This window comes from Streptomyces sp. CNZ287, assembly GCF_007827615.1.
The window spans coordinates 61469-78446 of the sequence record NZ_VISV01000022.1 but is presented as its reverse complement, the minus strand read 5'-3'; the positions used below and the strand labels follow the sequence as shown (position 1 = coordinate 78446).

At 72.9% G+C, this 16978-nt stretch carries 12 protein-coding genes; 9 read left to right on the top strand and 3 right to left on the bottom strand.

The features are described 5' to 3' along the window. Positions 1-110 precede the first annotated feature (110 nt). The 3 genes from FB457_RS30320 to FB457_RS30310 all read left to right on the top strand — a co-directional run bounded on the left by FB457_RS30320 (position 111) and on the right by FB457_RS30310 (position 4931). Entirely contained in the window at positions 111-2513 is a 2403-nt protein-coding gene (locus FB457_RS30320) for a sodium-translocating pyrophosphatase (RefSeq protein ID WP_047016527.1), read from the top strand. A 224-nt stretch (positions 2514-2737) separates the two neighbouring features. Then, on the top strand, positions 2738-3301 hold the full coding sequence (locus FB457_RS30315; RefSeq protein WP_047016526.1) for a hypothetical protein: 564 nt from the start codon (positions 2738-2740) through the stop codon (positions 3299-3301). Positions 3302-3347: 46 nt separating this feature from the next. After that, positions 3348-4931: a DUF7059 domain-containing protein gene (locus FB457_RS30310; RefSeq protein ID WP_145783924.1), complete on the top strand. Its 1584-nt coding sequence runs from the start codon at positions 3348-3350 to the stop codon at positions 4929-4931. A gap of 33 nt (positions 4932-4964) precedes the next feature. Here FB457_RS30310 and FB457_RS30305 read toward each other — a convergent pair whose 3' ends face one another. Both FB457_RS30305 and FB457_RS30300 read right to left on the bottom strand, forming a co-directional pair. After that, positions 4965-5345: a DUF2752 domain-containing protein gene (locus FB457_RS30305; RefSeq protein WP_486589195.1), complete on the bottom strand. Its 381-nt coding sequence runs from the start codon at positions 5343-5345 to the stop codon at positions 4965-4967. A gap of 136 nt (positions 5346-5481) precedes the next feature. Continuing rightward, the gene (locus FB457_RS30300; protein ID WP_047016524.1) at positions 5482-5955 is read right to left on the bottom strand and encodes a TM2 domain-containing protein; all 474 of its coding nucleotides are present in this window, start codon (positions 5953-5955) and stop codon (positions 5482-5484) included. Between the two features lie 387 nt (positions 5956-6342). Here FB457_RS30300 and topA point away from each other — a divergent pair, with 387 nt between their 5' ends. Further along, positions 6343-9204, top strand: a complete 2862-nt coding sequence (topA, locus tag FB457_RS30295) for a type I DNA topoisomerase (protein WP_145783921.1) — start codon at positions 6343-6345, stop codon at positions 9202-9204. A 113-nt stretch (positions 9205-9317) separates the two neighbouring features. Beyond that, on the top strand, positions 9318-12221 hold the full coding sequence (gene tmk, locus FB457_RS30290) for a dTMP kinase (RefSeq protein WP_347615400.1): 2904 nt from the start codon (positions 9318-9320) through the stop codon (positions 12219-12221). Positions 12222-12698: 477 nt separating this feature from the next. On the opposite strand, the gene FB457_RS30285 is transcribed toward tmk, so the two are convergent. Further along, positions 12699-13205: a 2,4'-dihydroxyacetophenone dioxygenase family protein gene (locus FB457_RS30285; protein ID WP_047016522.1), complete on the bottom strand. Its 507-nt coding sequence runs from the start codon at positions 13203-13205 to the stop codon at positions 12699-12701. Positions 13206-13429: 224 nt separating this feature from the next. Here FB457_RS30285 and FB457_RS30280 point away from each other — a divergent pair, with 224 nt between their 5' ends. From FB457_RS30280 to FB457_RS30265, 4 genes are all read left to right on the top strand, one after another. Further along, positions 13430-14374 (top strand): LysR substrate-binding domain-containing protein, encoded by a 945-nt coding sequence (locus FB457_RS30280; RefSeq protein ID WP_145783919.1) that lies wholly within the window; start codon positions 13430-13432, stop codon positions 14372-14374. A gap of 155 nt (positions 14375-14529) precedes the next feature. After that, positions 14530-15300, top strand: coding sequence for an SDR family oxidoreductase (locus FB457_RS30275; protein ID WP_145783917.1), 771 nt, complete (start codon positions 14530-14532; stop codon positions 15298-15300). A 50-nt stretch (positions 15301-15350) separates the two neighbouring features. After that, entirely contained in the window at positions 15351-16004 is a 654-nt protein-coding gene (locus FB457_RS30270) for an RraA family protein (protein ID WP_145783915.1), read from the top strand. Positions 16005-16015: 11 nt separating this feature from the next. Then, a complete protein-coding gene (locus FB457_RS30265; RefSeq protein ID WP_145783913.1) occupies positions 16016-16969 on the top strand; it encodes a sugar kinase in 954 nt (317 codons plus the stop codon). Positions 16970-16978: the final 9 nt, after the last annotated feature.

Sequence of the window (16978 nt, the reverse complement as noted above, 5' to 3'; positions counted from 1 at the left end):
CACAACTTGCAGCTCAGGACGCCTGAGCGCTGCGGCCGCCCAAACCCCGACCGCCCATACCCGCAGTCGGGGCTGCCGCGCGCCCATGTGCCGTACGTCAAGGAGGACGAATGGCGGGGCATTTCACCCCACTACAGCAGGACCACCTACTGGCCGTGGAACTCACCAGCGGCAACCGGGCCATCGTGGCGATCATCGCCGTGGTCGCGCTTGCCGCACTCGCGGTCGCCGTGGTGCTGCTCCGTCAGGTACTCGCCGCCGGCGAGGGCACGGACAATATGAAGAAGATCGCGGCGGCGGTACAGGAAGGTGCGAACGCCTATCTGGCCCGCCAGTTGCGCACCATCGGCATCTTCGCGGTCGTGGTCTTCTTCCTGCTCTTCCTCTTGCCCGCGGACGACTGGTCGGAGCGGGCGGGACGCTCGATCTTCTTCCTGGTCGGCGCCGCGTTCTCGGCCGCGACCGGATACATCGGCATGTGGCTCGCGGTCCGCAGCAACGTGCGCGTGGCAGCCGCCGCGCGCGCCGCCACCCCGCGCGAGGGCGAGCCCGCCAAGGACCTCACCGCGGTGAGCCACGAGGCGACCAAGCTGGCGTTCCGCACCGGCGGCGTCGTCGGCATGTTCACCGTCGGCCTCGGCCTGCTCGGCGCGTGCAGCGTCGTGCTCGTGTACGCGGCCGACGCGCCCAAGGTGCTGGAGGGCTTCGGCCTCGGCGCCGCGCTGATCGCGATGTTCATGCGTGTCGGCGGCGGCATCTTCACCAAGGCCGCGGACGTCGGCGCCGACCTCGTCGGCAAGGTCGAGCAGGGCATCCCCGAGGACGACCCGCGCAACGCCGCCACCATCGCCGACAACGTCGGCGACAACGTCGGCGACTGCGCCGGCATGGCGGCCGACCTCTTCGAGTCGTACGCCGTCACCCTGGTCGCCGCGCTCATCCTGGGCAAGGTCGCCCTGGGCGACGCCGGTCTCGCCTTCCCGCTGATCGTCCCCGCGATCGGCGTGGTCACCGCCATGATCGGCGTCTTCGTCGTGGCGCCCAAGGCCAGCGACCGCAGCGGCATGACCGCCATCAACCGCGGCTTCTTCATCTCCGCGGTGATCTCCCTGGTGATGGTGGCCATCGCCGTCTTCGCGTACCTCCCCTCGTCGTACGCGGACCTCGACGGCGTCGGCGCCGGCATCGCCGAGCACGACGGCAACCCGCAGGTGCTCGCGCTCGTCGCGGTCGCCATCGGCATCGTGCTCGCGGCGGTCATCCAGCAGCTCACCGGCTACTTCACCGAGACCAACCGCCGTCCCGTACGGGACATCGGCAAGACCTCGCTCACCGGCCCGGCCACGGTGGTGCTCTCCGGCATCTCCATCGGCCTGGAGTCCGCCGTCTACACCGCGGTCCTCATCGGCCTCAGCGTCTACGGCGCGTTCCTGCTCGGCGGCACGTCCATCATGCTGGCGCTCTTCGCGGTCGCCCTGGCCGGCACCGGCCTGCTGACCACCGTCGGCGTCATCGTCGCGATGGACACCTTCGGCCCGGTCTCCGACAACGCCCAGGGCATCGCCGAGATGTCCGGCGACGTCGAGGGCGACGGCGCCCAGGTCCTCACCAACCTGGACGCGGTCGGCAACACCACCAAGGCCATCACCAAGGGCATCGCCATCGCCACCGCGGTCCTCGCGGCGGCGGCGCTCTTCGGCTCGTACCGCGACGCGGTCAACGAGGCGGTGTCGGAGGCGACGAACGTCGGCAACCCGCTGGCCCTCAGTCTGGACATCGGGCAGCCGAACAACCTCGTCGGCCTCATCCTCGGCGCCGCGGTCGTCTTCCTCTTCTCCGGTCTGGCGATCAACGCCGTCTCCCGCTCCGCGGGCGCGGTGGTCTTCGAGGTGCGCCGGCAGTTCCGCGAGCGCCCGGGGATCATGGACTACTCGGAGGAGCCGGAGTACGGCAAGGTCGTCGACATCTGCACCCGGGACGCGCTGCGCGAGTTGCGTACGCCCGGTCTGCTCGCCGTCATGGCGCCGATCGCGGTCGGCTTCACGCTCGGCGTCGGCGCGCTGGCCTCGTTCCTCGCCGGCGCCATCGGCGCGGGCGTGCTGATGGCGGTCTTCCTGGCCAACTCGGGCGGCGCCTGGGACAACGCCAAGAAGCTCGTCGAGGACGGGAACCACGGCGGCAAGGGCAGCGAGGCCCACGCCGCCACGGTGATCGGCGACACGGTCGGCGACCCGTTCAAGGACACCGCGGGCCCGGCGATCAACCCGCTGCTCAAGGTGATGAACCTGGTGGCGCTCCTGATCGCGCCCGCGGTGGTGAAGTTCTCGTACGGCGACGACGCCAACCCCGCGGTACGGGCCGTCATCGCGGTCGCGGCCATCGGGATCATCGCCGGTGCCGTGTACATCTCCAAGCGCCGCGGCATCGCGGTCGGTGACGAGGAGTCGGAGACCACGGCGCCCACGGGCCCGCCGCCGACGTCACAGACCGACCCGGCGGTGGTCAACGGCTGAGACCGGGCCACGGCACCACACCCCGCCGGCCGGGAGGCGAGACCGCTCCCGGCCGGCGGGGTGTGGTGGTTCTCGGCGGGGCGCTGTTACTGCTGTGACTGATGTGATCTGCCGTGGCAGTTGTGGCAAATGGTGCACGACGCGGCGTGCGGCCCCGGCGATTCGTCGTACCGGCGGGGTGCCGGTGTATGTTCCGGGTGTCTCAGTCTCGAAGGGATGATCCGGTGAACAAGAAGCTTGCCGCCGCCCTGGCCGGTGCCGCCGTCACGCTGCTCGCGGCGACCGGCTGCAGCGATGACAACGGGGCGGAGGTCCAGAAGTGGGCGGGCTCCCTCTGCGACCGGATCCAGCCGGAGCTGCAGAAGCGGGACCAGGCCAACCTCGCCATCGGCGAGGCGACGACCGAGAAGGACCCGCGGAAGGTGCAGGAGGCGGACGCCCGGGCATTCGGCGAGATCTCCGAGGCGTACACCGCGATGAGCAAGGCCGTGAGCAAGGTGGGCGCGCCGCCGGTCGACGACGGCAAGAACACCCACGGCGGTGCCGTGACCGAGCTGCAGCAGGTGGCGGCGGCGTACGCGGACCTGCAGAAGCAGGTCGAGGACCTGGACGTCAAGGACCAGGCGGCGTTCGCGGAGGGCCTGCGCGAGCTGGCGGGCGAGGCCGACAAGATCAGCAAGAGCGGCGACGAGGCGCTGAACAAGCTGCAGGCGGGCGAGGTCGGCGAGGCGCTGGCCGAGCAGGAGGGCTGCCAGAAGTCGAAGGCCAAGCCGTCGCAGGCAGCCTAGGGACGCGCGGCGGGCTGGTCGGCGGCGCGGCCGCGGCGGCAGCACAATGGTGCCCGTGAGCGCGACCGACGATCTTTCCCTCCCCGGCCCTCCCCTCCCGGACGTCCCCTTCCCCGACAGCGCCGCCGAGCTGCGCGCGGCGCTGCTCGCGGCGGGCTTCACCGCCGACGGCCTGCTGGACCTCCTGGGCGCCCCCGCGTACGCGGCCCTCGCCCGCAGCGAGACCGTCCCCGCCGAGCGGGCGACCCGGTGGCCTCCCGGCCGGACGCCGCCGGCGCTCGCCACCCTGACCCGGCTCTTCCTCCTCCAGCACGCCGTCCCCCGGGAGCACGCCGAGGCGGTGCTGCCGCTGGCCGCATGCCTCACCGACGGCTGGGTGCGGGAGGACGGCGAGGCGGTACGGGCCGTGGTCGACGTCCGGCCGTACAGCGGCCCCGAGGGGCAGGACTGGTGGATCGTCTCGGATCTGGGCTGCGCGGTGGGGGGTGCGGCCGGGGCACGGCGGGCCGGAGCGTACGGAACCGGGGCACCCGGTTCGTCCCGCGCGGACCTCGTCCTCGGCGTCGGCGGTGCCTCCACGACGCTCGCCGGGCTCACCGTGCCGCTCGACGGCGGGCGCGTGCTCGACGTCGGCACCGGCTCGGGGATCCAGGCGCTGCACGCCGGCGCCCGCGCCGGCGCCGTCACGGCCACCGACGTCAACCCCCGCGCCCTCGACTGCGCCCGGCTCACGCTCGCCCTCTCCGGCGCGCCCGCCGCGGACCTGCGGGCCGGGTCGCTCTTCGAGCCGGTGGCCGGCGAGCGGTACGACCTGATCGTCTCCAACCCGCCGTTCGTCATCTCGCCCGCCGCCCGGCTCACGTACCGCGACGGCGGCATGGCGGGCGACGAGCTGTGCCGCACGCTGGTCGCCGGGGCCGCGGAACACCTCGCCGAGGGCGGCTACTGCCAGCTCCTCGCCAACTGGCAGCACGTCGAGGACGAGGACTGGCGCGAGCGCGTCGCGGGCTGGGTGCCGCCCGGCTGCGACGCGTGGATCGTGCAGCGGGAGGTGCAGGACGTCACGCAGTACGCGGAGCTGTGGCTGCGCGACGCGGGCGACCACGCCGACCCCGCGGCCTACGCCGCCCGCTACGACGACTGGCTCGACGCCTTCGCCGCCAGCCGCACCCGGGCGGTCGGCTTCGGCTGGATCACCCTGCGCCGTACGGACGCCGCGGACCCCGCGGTCACCGTCGAGGACTGGCCGCACGCCGTCGAACAGCCGCTCGGCGCGGCCGTGGTGGAGCACTTCGCGCGGCAGGACTTCCTGCGCCGTACGGACGACGCGGCGCTGCTCGCGATGGTGTTCCGGCTCGCGGACGACGTGGTGCAGGAGCAGGTGGGCCGGCCGGGTGAGGAGGACCCGGAGCACGTGGTGTTCCGCCGGGAGCTGGGGATGCGGCGGGCGACGCGGGTGGACACGGTCTCCGCGGGCTTCGCCGGGGCGTGCGACGGGACGCTGTCCGCGGGGGTCATCCTGGACGCCATCGCGCAGGTGCTGGCGGCGGACCCGGCGGCGCTGCGGGAGCGCACGCCGGAGATGATCAGGCTGCTGGTGGAGCAGGGGTTCCTGGCCCCGGCAGGCTGAGTGTCCGCAGGCCCGGCCCCACGCCGGGAGGGGTCACGCCACGTTCCGTACCACGGCCCACACCACCGCCACGCCCAGCACCGCCGCCGTGCCGAGGCGCCCGAAGGACGGCCGCCAGCGGCGCCCGCGCAGGCCCTCGTACAGCCAGCGGCCGTAGAGCACCGCCGCGAACGGGAGGCCGAGCAGCAGCATCAGGGCGTTGCTGTGGAAGGCGGAGCCGAGGTCGCCGTGGAGGAGGTCGTACGCCATGCGGGTAGCGCCGCAGGCGGGACACTCCAGGCCGGTGGCCCAGTTGAACGGGCAGCGGGGTAGCCAGTGCCCCGGCTCGTGGGGATTCGTGCCGTAGAGGTACGCCGCACCCGCGGCCCCCGCCGCCGCCAGTACGAGCGGTGCGGTGGCCGGCCGGCGCAGCAGGCGCCGTACGCGCGCCGCACCCCTGCGCCGTACGCCCTCCGCCGGCCGCGGGCGCGCGATACCCGCCGTCTCCGGTCGCGGGGAAACGGGAGGCGGCGGGTCCGGGTGCCCGGTGGGCGCCGGAGGGCCGACGGCGTCAGGAGCGGAGGACGCGGCCCTTGGCATCGGTCTTGTCGTCGCTGACGAGGATCATGATGCCGTCGATGAGGGCCCAGATGCCCACGCCGCCGCAGGTGAGGAGCTGGGCGATGGCCATGCCGGTGTGCCCGGTGTAGAAGCGGCCGATGCCCAGCGTGCCGATGAAGAGCTGCAGCACACCCGCGACGATCTTGGACTTGTCCGAGTACGGGCGACCGTGCGGGTCGTAGCCGTACGGTGCGTTCGGGTCGTAGCCCGCCGCCGCGGCCGGGGCCTGCGGGAGACCGCCCGGCTGACCACCCGGGTAGCCGTACCCCGGCTGCTGGCCGGGCTGCGCGTACGGGTTCTGGTTCGGGTCCTGCTGGCCGTACTGCGGATAGCCGTATCCCGGCTGGGGCTGCTGGCCCGGCTGCCCGGGTTGGCCCGGCTGTCCGGGCTGCTGGCCATAAGGATTCTGATACGGATCGGACACTGGTACGTCCCCCCGGTCGGATGTCTGAAGTGGTGGGCTCCGAACGGGCCTCGCGGCGCGGTCGGACGCCCATACTCCCATCCGTAGTACCGGCTGCTGTCAAGGGGCTGTGCGATACAGGGCACCACGACCGGTATGTGCCCTGTGCGGGAGCTAGGCGGCTTGTCGGGTTACCGTTCGAGTGGCGCCCCGGGTTTTGGCCGCTTGACACGGGGGCGGGTTGTACCGTCACACTCCGCAGCAACGCCCAGCACAGCGACGTACGACCCGCACGGCCGTCCACAAGAGGTCCCACAAGGCCCACCGATAACGACCACCGGCAAGATCGCCGCGAATCCCCCCCACCAGATCGCTGCCAGCTTCCGACCGGAGAAGAGAGAGCCGAAGTTGTCCGCCACCAGCAAGACCCGCCGACTCGTCATCGTGGAGTCGCCTGCCAAGGCGAAGACGATCAAGGGCTATCTGGGCCCCGGCTACGAGGTCGAGTCGAGCGTCGGGCACATCCGCGATCTCCCGAACGGAGCCGCCGAGGTGCCGGCGAAATACAAGGGGGAGTCCTGGGCCCGGCTCGGGGTGAACGTCGATCATGACTTCGAGCCGCTGTATGTGGTGAACAGCGATAAAAAGCAACAGGTCAGCAAGTTGAAGAAACTGCTGGCGGAGTCGGACGAGCTGTATCTCGCGACGGATGAGGACCGCGAGGGCGAGGCCATCGCCTGGCACCTGCTGGAGGTGCTGAAGCCCAAGGTCCCGGTGCACCGGATGGTCTTCCACGAGATCACCAAGGACGCGATCCGCCAGGCGGTCGCCAATCCGCGCCAGCTCAACCAGAAACTGGTCGACGCCCAGGAGACCCGCCGCATTCTCGACCGGCTGTACGGGTACGAGGTCTCGCCGGTGCTGTGGAAGAAGGTCATGCCCCGGCTGTCCGCCGGCCGGGTCCAGTCCGTCGCCACCCGCCTCGTCGTCGAGCGGGAGCGCGAGCGCATCGCCTTCCGCTCCGCCGAGTACTGGGATCTGGCCGGCGTCTTTGCCACCGGCCGTGCCGGCGACGCCACCGACCCCCGCAGCTTCGGCGCCAAGCTCTCCGCGGTCGACGGCCGCCGGATCGCCCAGGGCCGCGACTTCGGTGAAGACGGGCAGCTCAAGAGCGGTTCCTCCGCCGACGTGCTGCACCTGAGCGAGGAGAGCGCCCGCGCGCTGGCCGCCGCCCTCCAGGACACGGCGTTCGCCGTACGCAGCGTCGAGGCCAAGCCGTACCGCCGCTCGCCCTCGGCCCCGTTCCGTACGACCACGCTCCAGCAGGAGGCGTCGCGCAAGCTGGGGCTCGGCGCCAAGGCCACCATGCAGGTGGCCCAGCGGCTGTACGAGAACGGCTTCATCACCTATATGCGCACCGACTCCACGACGCTGTCGGAGACCGCCGTCGCCGCCGCGCGGGCGCAGGTCACACAGTTGTACGGGCGCGACTACCTGCCGGACCGGCCGCGGAACTACGCCGGCAAGGTGAAGAACGCGCAGGAGGCGCACGAGGCGATCCGGCCCTCCGGCGACCGCTTCCGCACGCCGGCGGACACGGGGCTGTCCGGCACGGAGTTCCGGCTGTACGAGCTGATCTGGATGCGTACGGTCGCGTCGCAGATGAAGGACGCCGCCGGGCAGTCCGTGACGGTGAAGCTGGGCGGCACGGCGGCCGACGGGCGGGACGCCGAGTTCTCCGCGTCCGGCCGGGTCATCACGTTCCACGGCTTCATGAAGGCGTACGTCGAGGGCTCCGACGACCCCTCCGCCGACCTCGACAACCGCGACCGGCCGCTGCCGCAGCTCGCCGAGGGCGACCGGCTGAGCGCCGAGGAGATCACCGCGGACGGGCACGCCACCAAGCCGCCCGCCCGCTACACCGAGGCGACGCTGGTCAAGGAGCTGGAGGAGCGGGAGATCGGCCGCCCGTCCACGTACGCCTCGATCATCGGCACGATCCTCGACCGCGGCTACGTCTTCAAGAAGGGCACGGCCCTGGTGCCGTCCTTCCTCTCCTTCGCGGTCGTCGGGCTGATGGAGAAGCACTTCGGCCGCTACATCGACTACGACTTCACCGCCAGGATGGAGGACGACCTCGACCGCATCGCGCGCGGCGAGGCCGAGGCGGTGCCGTGGCTGCGGCGCTTCTACTTCGGTACGGACGACGTCGCCACCCCCGCCGGGGAGCGGGCCGGCGCCGACCACCTCGCCGGGCTGAAGGAGCTGGTCACGGACCTGGGCGCGATCGACGCCCGGGAGGTCTCCACGTTCCCCGTGGGCGAGGGGATCGTGCTGCGCGTCGGGCGCTACGGACCGTACGTCGAGCGCGGCGAGCGGGACACCGAGGAGCACCGGCGCGCGGACGTGCCGGACGAACTGCCGCCGGACGAGCTGACCGTGGAGCTGGCCGAGGAACTGCTCGACAAGCCCAGCGGGGCGTACGAGCTGGGCACCGACCCGGAGAGCGGGCGCGAGATCGTCGCCAAGGACGGGCGCTACGGGCCGTACGTGACCGAGGTGCTGCCCGAGGGCACGCCGCAGTCCGGCAAGAACGCGGTGAAGCCGCGGACGGCCTCGCTGTTCCAGTCGATGTCGCTGGACACGGTGACGCTGGCGGACGCGCTGAAGCTGCTGTCGCTGCCGCGGGTCGTGGGCACCGACCCGGAGAGCAGCACGGAGATCACCGCGCAGAACGGACGGTTCGGCCCGTACCTGAAGAAGGGCACCGACTCGCGTTCGCTGCAGAGCGAGGAGCAGCTCTTCACGGTCACGCTGGAGGAGGCGCTCGCGCTCTACGCCCAGCCCAAGCAGCGCGGGCGGGCCGCGGCGAAGCCGCCGCTGAAGGAGCTGGGCGAGGACCCGGCGAGCGGGAGGCCGGTGGTGGTCAAGGACGGGCGCTTCGGTCCGTACGTGACGGACGGCGAGACGAACGCGACGCTGCGGCGCGGGGACGAGCCGGAGTCGATCACGCCGGAGCGCGGGTTCGAGCTGCTGGCGGAGAAGCGGGCGAAGGGCCCGGCGAAGAAGACCGCCAAGAAGGCGGCGAAGAAGGCTCCCGCGAAGAAGGCGCCGGCCAAGAAGGCGGCGGCCAAGAAGACCGCCGCGAAGAAGACGGCGACGAAGACCGCGACGAAGAAGGCGACCGGGACGAAGACGGCGGCGGCGAAGAAGGCGACGGCGAAGAAGACGGTGTCGGCGAAGGCGGCCGTGCCGGACGAGGAGCGGTAGCGCCCGGCGGGGGCGGAGGCCGCGGATTGTCCACAACCGGCCGGTAATCCACAGAACCGGGCAAGTGTTCGTGCGGAGCTCGCCGGTCCGGCCCGTCCCGCTAGGCTGGCCGCATGCGAGCCGACCAGCCGACGACAGCGCCGGACCCCACCGAGAGCCTTGTCGCGGACTCGCGCGAGCGCGCCGTGCGGGCGCTGCTGCGCGTGCCGTCACTGAGGCGGTTGTGGGGCGCCCATCTCACGAGTGCCACCGCGGACGCGCTGGCGATGCTCGTCCTCGTGCTGCTCGCGCTCCAGGCGGGGCTCGCGGCCGATTCGTTCGGCGGGGGCTATCGCGGCGCGGCGGTCACGGTCAGCGTGGTCTTCGCCGTCCGGCTGCTGTCGACGGTCGTCTTCGGCGCCGTGCTGCTCGGCCCGGTCGGGTCGCTGCTGTCCGGGTCGGGGAAGCTGGACCGGCGCTGGACGATGGTCGGCGCGGACGTGGTGCGCGTGGGGCTGCTCATCGTCGCCCCGCTGTGGATCGACTGGACCCAGGACTCGGCGCTCACCTGGATCCTGGTCACCGTCTTCGTCGCCGGCGCGGCGGAGCGGGTGTGGGTCGTCGCCAAGGACAGCGTCGCCCCCGCGCTGCTGCCCGCGCCGCCGCCCGAGGGCGCGGCGATAAGGCCGCTGCCCGACCACGGCGCCGCGCTGCGCCGGCTGTCGCTGCGCACGGGGTACGGGGCGCTGCCGCTCGGTGCCGCCGCGCTGCTGGTGACGGCGTGGATCGGCCGGCTGCTGGGCTCCGGGTTCGACTGGTTCGACGGGCACCCGGGCGCGCTCGGCTCGTATCTCGCCGCCGGGCTCTTCGCGGCGTCGGTCTCGGTGCTGTTCTTCATGGAGCTGCCCGACGGCGGGGCGCGGGCGCGCTCCCCGCTGGAGGGGCTGCGCCGCCCCCGCGCCGCGGACGGCGGTCCCGAGCGGGGGCGTACGGGCGCGGTGCCGCTGCTCGTCGCCGCCTGCGCGGCGGCGGCCGCGGCGCTCGCCGCGTCGGTGGCGCTCGCCGTCCTGCAGGCGCAGGAGGCGTACGACATCAACGGCACCATCGCGTACGCGCTGCTGGCGCTCGCCGCCACCGCCGGTCCCGTGCTCGGGGTGCGGACGGCGCCGCGGGTGCTGCCGGGGCTGTCGCGGCGCCGGCTGCTGGCGCTGGCCGTCGGCGTCGCCGGGCTCAGCCTGCTGCTCGTCGGCCTGGTGGCCGACGCGGCGACAGGGGTGCTGTGCGCGCTGCTGGCCGGGACGGCCGCGGGCGTCGCCGCCGCCACCGGGCACGTGCTGCTGGAGCAGGAGACCGAGGAGGCCCGCAGGCCCCGGCTCGTCGACCACCTGCACGCCGTCTCGCGGGTCGCCGTCGCGCTCGCGCTGATCGGCGCGCCGCTGCTGGCCGCCGCCATCGGCCGGCACCGCCTGGAGGCGGGCGACCTGGTCTTCGCGCACGGCGGCGCGGCGTTCACGTACATGCTGGCAGGGGCGCTGCTGCTGCCGGTGGCGGTGCTGGTGCTGGTGCGCACCGACGACCGGCAGGGGGTGCCGCTCCGCGTCGACCTGCGCGAGGCGCTGCGCGGCGCGGACCCGGAGGAAGGGCTGGCGGAGAGCGGGTTCTTCATCGCCGTCGAAGGCGGTGACGGGGCCGGGAAGTCCACGCAGGTCGAGGCGCTGGCGCAGTGGATCAGGGACAAGGGGCACGAGGTCGTCGTCACCCGCGAGCCGGGTGCCACGTCCATCGGGCAGCGGCTGCGCTCCATCCTGCTGGACGTCTCCACCGCCGGGATCTCGCACCGCGCGGAGGCCCTGCTGTACGCGGCGGACCGCGCGGAGCACGTGGACGGCCTCGTCCGGCCCGCGCTGGGGCGCGGCGCGGTGGTCATCACCGACCGGTACATCGACTCCTCCGTCGCGTACCAGGGCGGCGGGCGCGAGCTGTCGCCGACCGAGGTGGCCCGGATCAACCGCTGGGCCACCGGCGGGCTCGTGCCGCATCTGACGGTGCTGCTGGACATCGCGCCGGAGGCGGCGCGGGAGCGGTTCACCGAGGCGCCGGACCGGCTGGAGTCGGAGCCGCCGGAGTTCCACGAGCGGGTGCGCGCGGGGTTCCTGGCGCTGGCCGCCGCGGACCCGGGGCGCTATCTGGTGGTCGACGCCGGGCAGGACCCGGGGGTCGTCACCACCGCCGTACGGCACCGCCTGGACCAGATCCTGCCGCTGTCGGAGCAGGAGGTGCGCGCCCGGGAGGAGGCCCGCCGCAAGGCCGAGGAGGAGCGCAGGCGCCGGGAGGCCGAGGAGGCCGCGCGCCGCGCCGAGGAAGAGCGGCTGGAGCGGGAGCGGCAGGAACAGTTGGAGCGGCTGCGCCGGGAGGAAGAGGAGCGCAAGCGGCGCGAGATCGAGGAGGCCAAGCGGCTGGAGGCCGAGCGCGAGGCCGAGTTGGCCCGGCAGCGCGCCGAGGAGGCCCGCCGCCAGGCGGAGGAGGAGCGCAGGCGCCGGGAGGCCGAGGAGGCCGCGCGGAAGGCCGAGGAAGAGCGGATCCGGCGGCAGGCCGAGGAGGAGGCGCGGCTGCGCCGCGAGGCGGAGGAGCGCCGCAAGGAGAAGCAGCGCAAGGCGGAGGAGGCGCTGCTGCGCGCGGAGCAGGAGCGGCTGGCGGCGGAGGCCGCGGCTTCGGCCGCGGGGGGCGCCTCGGCGAACGACACCACGCAGCCGCTGCCGGTGACCGGTGACCCGGACGTGCAGGAGACGTCCCGGCTGCCGCGGACGCGCACGGACGACGTCCGCGACGCGGAGGAGACCCGCGTCCTGCCGCAGGTGCCGGACCCGGACGCGGAGGAGACGCTCCAGGTGCCCCAGGTCCCGGAGCCGGAGGAGCAGGACCGCCGCCGGCCCCGTCCGGACTGGGCGGAGGAGACCCCGCTGGACGACCTCCCCACCCTGGCGGACGAACTCCTGGGCCCGCGCGCCGAAGAAGACCGCGAGGACCGCCGCCGCTGAACCCCTGCGGGGGGCACCGCCGTCGGGCCGTGCCGCTGTGCCGCTGTGCCGCTGTGCCGCTGTGCCGCCGTGGGGCCGCTGCCGCGGAGGGCCGGGCCGATCGCGGCGCCGGCGTATGACGACCCCCGGGTACGCAGGTACGGGCTGCGGTCGGCCGTGTGCGCGTGGGGCGGGTCGCCGATCGTTCCGGTCGGGCAGCGTCGCCTGCCGGTAGGCGGGACCGCTGCCGGGCAGGGGCGTTCGCCGGTAGGGGACCCCGCGGGGCAGGCGGCGCGGGGGTACGCGGCCGCGGCTGTGCGTGCCGGCTACGGGGTGCTCGTCTCCGCGGCGTACGTGCCCCTACGGCCGTGTCCGCGTCTGCCGCGCATGCTGCTCGGCGGTGCTCGTGCCGGCGGCGTACGCGGCACCCGCGTCCGCGGCGTATCCGCGTCCGCCGCCTGCCCGCTCGCGCTCGTCCGCCGCGCTGCCCGCAGGGCGTCAGCGGATGAACTGGTCCACGTAGTCCGCGCCCAGGCCGTTGGCCGCGTAGTGGGCGCGGGCCATGTCGATCTTGGTGAACACGTCCTCGTAGCCCGTGTTCCGGTTCTCCTCGTCCAGGTAGATCATCGCGCCGCTGATGTTGAAGAACGTGATCATCTCCGCGCAGTCCTCCGGCACCGCCAGCGTGTGGATCTCGCCCGGCGGCTCGTAGACGAAGTGGCCCTGCTCGGCCACCCACGGGTGCTCGTAGTAGTGCCACTTGCCCTTGATCACGTACCCGAAGACCGCGCCCGGGTGCCGGTGCCGGGAGACGATGCCGGCGGCGGTGACCTTCAACAGGTTGCACCACTGGCCCGTCACCGTATTGAAGAGCAGCGGCCGGAACCACACATCGGGCGCCTGCGGCACCCACACGCGCTCGTCCTCGGGGACGGCGGCGACGGCGAGTTCGGGCGGCAGCGACGTGGTCGCCGCGATGACGGCGGGGGCTACTTCATTGGCCATCCCCCCACGAAGCCAGTTGTCCGAATGCTGGTCAAGGGCCGACTTTCGAATGGCGGCATTCGCCGGGCGGATATGGCTGTCACGAGCGATACGCCGTGCACGACTGTTGCCCCCCGCAACTACGCAACTTAGCCTGAGGGACAGCTGTTGACACTGGTGCCGTTGTGCTGATCGGGCTGGTTGGGCGGAAAAAACGCGCTGCTTCGGTGCGGGGTGAGGGCAAGATGTTGAACCCGGATGTCAGGCTGGAATGGTTCGTCTCCTTCCTCGCGGTCATCGAAACGGGGAGCTTCGTCGCCGCGGCCGAGTCCACCAAGCGGTCGCAGCCCCGCGTCAGCATGCACGTCGCCGCACTGGAGCGCGAGATCGGCCTGCCCCTCTTCGACCGCCGCAAGCGCCCGGTGGAGCTGACCGAGGCCGGAGTCGTCCTCGCCGACCACGCCCACGAGATTCTGCGCGCGCTGGAGTCCGCGGAGGCCGCGATGGCCCCGTGGCGCAGCGGCGCCCGCGGCGTGGTGACGCTCGGTTCGTACCCGAGCGCGAGCGCCGCGTTCGTGCCCGCCCTGCTGCAGGGGCTGGCACGCACGAGCCCCGAGGTGCGGGTGGTGCTGGTGGAGCGGTCGACGCTGGAGCTGGACGACGCCCTCACCTCCGGCGCCGTCGACGTGTACCTGCGCCCCATGTCGCCCCCACCGTCCTCTGCCTCGGTGCGCAGCCGGCTGCTGTGGGGCGAGTCGCTGGTCGCCATCCACCCCAGCGAGCACCCGCTGTCCGAGGTGCCGGACCCGCTGTCCGTCGACGCCGTCGCCGAGCACCCGATCGTCTCGATCGGCCGGCTCGACGCCCCGGAGACGCCCGACTTCGAGACGTACCGGACCTTCCGCGACAACGGTCACGAGATCGAGCCCGTGCAGGCCACCAACCAGCCGCAGACGCTGGTCTCCATGGTCCGCCAGGGCATCGGCGTCGGCGTGACCAACTCGCTGGCCGCCCAGGTCGCCGAGGTCGACGGCGTCCGCGTACGGCGGCTGAAGGGCGCCCCGGAGCGCCGCGTGGCCGTCTGCTGGGACTCCTCGCGCCCGCTCACGCCCTCGGCCCGTACGCTGCTGCGCGCCATCGTCCGGGCCCGGATCCCGGCCGGCACCCACGCGGTGCCCGCCGTGGCGTGACCGGGCGTGCGTACGTATCCGACCGGTGCGGCCCGGCACATCAGCTTTGCGAATACTGTCATTCGCAATTCAGTCTTAACGCCCTGGCAGTCCGCTTCTAATGTTTCCGTAGCCGGAACCATGCACGGCTGGGACCGAATGAAGGGAGAGGGGCGTTGGCGGAGGAGTCTGATTCCCGGACCGGGGATCTGCACGGCCGTCGTGCGCTCATAACGGGAGCGGGCAGCGGAATCGGGCGTGCAGTTGCGCTCGGACTCGCGGCCGTCGGCGCCGACTTGGTATTGCTGTCGGAGCGCGACAATCTCGACCCGGTGGCCGAAGAGGCTGCTGAATGGGGAGTTTCCGTCACTCGCGTGCACGTCGACCTCACCGATGCCCTGGCCCGCAGAGGTGAGATCAGCCAACTCGTCGAGAGATTCGACCTGGACATTCTGGTCAACAATTCGGGACTCATTCGCAGAGCCCCGGCCGTGGAATTCGGGGACGCCGACTGGTACGACGTTGTGGAGTTGAACCTGCACGCCGCATTCGAGCTCACCCGGGCCATCGGCGCGGGCATGCTGGAGCGCGGTTACGGCAAGATCATCAACATCGCGTCGGTGCTCAGCTTCCAGGGCGGGATGTACGTCCCGTCGTATACGTCGAGCAAGCACGCCCTCGTCGGGCTCACCCGCGCGCTGGCCAACGAGTGGGCAGGACGCGGCGTCAACGTCAACGCCGTGGCCCCCGGCTACATCGACACCGCCGTGACCTCGGAGCTGCGCGCCGACGGCGTCCGCAGCAGCGAGATCCTCGCCCGCATCCCCGCGGGACGGTGGGGCCGCCCCGCCGACATCGCCGGACCCGTGGTGTTCCTCGCCTCGCCCGCCGCCGACTACGTCCACGGCCACGTCCTGGCCGTCGACGGCGGCTGGCTGTCGCGCTGAGCCCGCCGCCGCGATCAAGCACGCACGTACGAGATCGGAGCCAACACGAGATGACGACGACCATCCCGCCGGAGACCATCGCGGCCTTCCACGGCATAGCCACCGCGTCGGTGGCCGACGCCGTGGAGCAGAAGGGCGTACGGGGCTACCTCACCGGAAGCATCAAAGCGGTGCTGCCGGGCAAGTTGGTGGGCCCCGCGGTGACGGTGCAGGAGGTGCCCTCCCACGTGTCGGAGCCCCCCACGCACGCGCTGCGTGCCATCGACGAGTCGGCGCCGGGCAGCGTCATCTGCATCGCCGCGGGCGGCGCCGACGTCGCGGTGTGGGGCGGCCTGATGGCCGCGGGCGCCGTCACCAACCGGATCGCGGGCGCCGTGCTCGACGCCGGGGTACGGGACGTGGAGGAGATCCGCCGCGACTACCCCGAACTCCCCATCTACGCCCGCGGCGCCGTCCCGGCCACCACCGTCGGCCGCTACCGGACCGTCTCGCTCAACGAGCCCGTCGAGGTCGGCGGCGTGTCCGTCCGCCCCGGCGACCTGATAGTCGCCGACAGCGACGGCGTCGTGTGCGTGCCGCTGGAACTGGCCGCCGAGGTGCTGGCGCTGGCCACGGACATCGAGGAGCGCGAGCGCGAGCAGACCCGGCTCATCCGCGAGTCGGGCTCGCTGCGCGGCGGCCTCGAGAAGTACCAGCGGATCTGACGGCGGCGGACATGGACATCGACATCCTCGCGATCGGCGAGCCCCTGCTGGAGTTCAACGCTCGCGCCGAGGGCCGTGAGCCCGTCGGTCCGGGCGACGACTTCGCCGTCGGCTACGGCGGCGACTCGTCGAACTTCGCGGTGGCCGCGCAGCGCTCCGGTGCGCGCACCGGCTACGTCACCCGCATCGGCGACGACGACTTCGGCGACGCCCTGCTGCGGCTCTGGCAGCGCGAGGGTGTCGGCACCGAGCACGTCGTCCGGGAGGCGGGCGGGCGTACCGGGATCTACTTCATCTCCCGTACGCCCGCGGCCAGCAGATTCACGTACTACCGCGCGGACTCGCCGGCCAGCCGGCTCACCCCGGCCGACGTGCCGGCCGAGGCGATCGCGCGGGCGCGCATGCTGCACGTCACCGGGATCACCCAGGCCATCAGCCCGTCCGCCTGCGACGCGGCCTTCCACGCCATGGAAATGGCCCGCGGCAGCGGCACGCTGATCGGCTACGACCCCAACTACCGCCCCGCGCTCTGGCCCGTCGAACGGGCCCGCGCGGTGGTCATGCGCAGCGTCGAGCTGTGCGATGTGGCACTGCCGAACCTGGAGGAGGGCAGGCTGCTCACCGGCCTGCACGAGCCCGAGGAGGTCCTCGGCGCCTTCGTGCGCCGCGGCCCCGGCATCGTCGTGCTCAAGATGGGCGACCAGGGCGCCCTGCTGGCCCACGAGGGCACCGTGACCCGCATTCCGCCCCACCCGGTGCGGGCCGTCGACCCCTCGGGGGCCGGCGACACCTTCGACGGCGCGTTCGCGGCCCGGCTCCTGGAGGGCGCCGTACCGCTGGAGGCGGCCCGCTACGCGGCCGTCGCCGCCGCGCTCACCACCACCGGACCGGGAGCGGTCCTGCCGATTCCGCGCTCGACCGCGGTGGACGCGCTGCTCCCCGGCGCTCCCACACCAGCCCCGTAGCCGTACGGA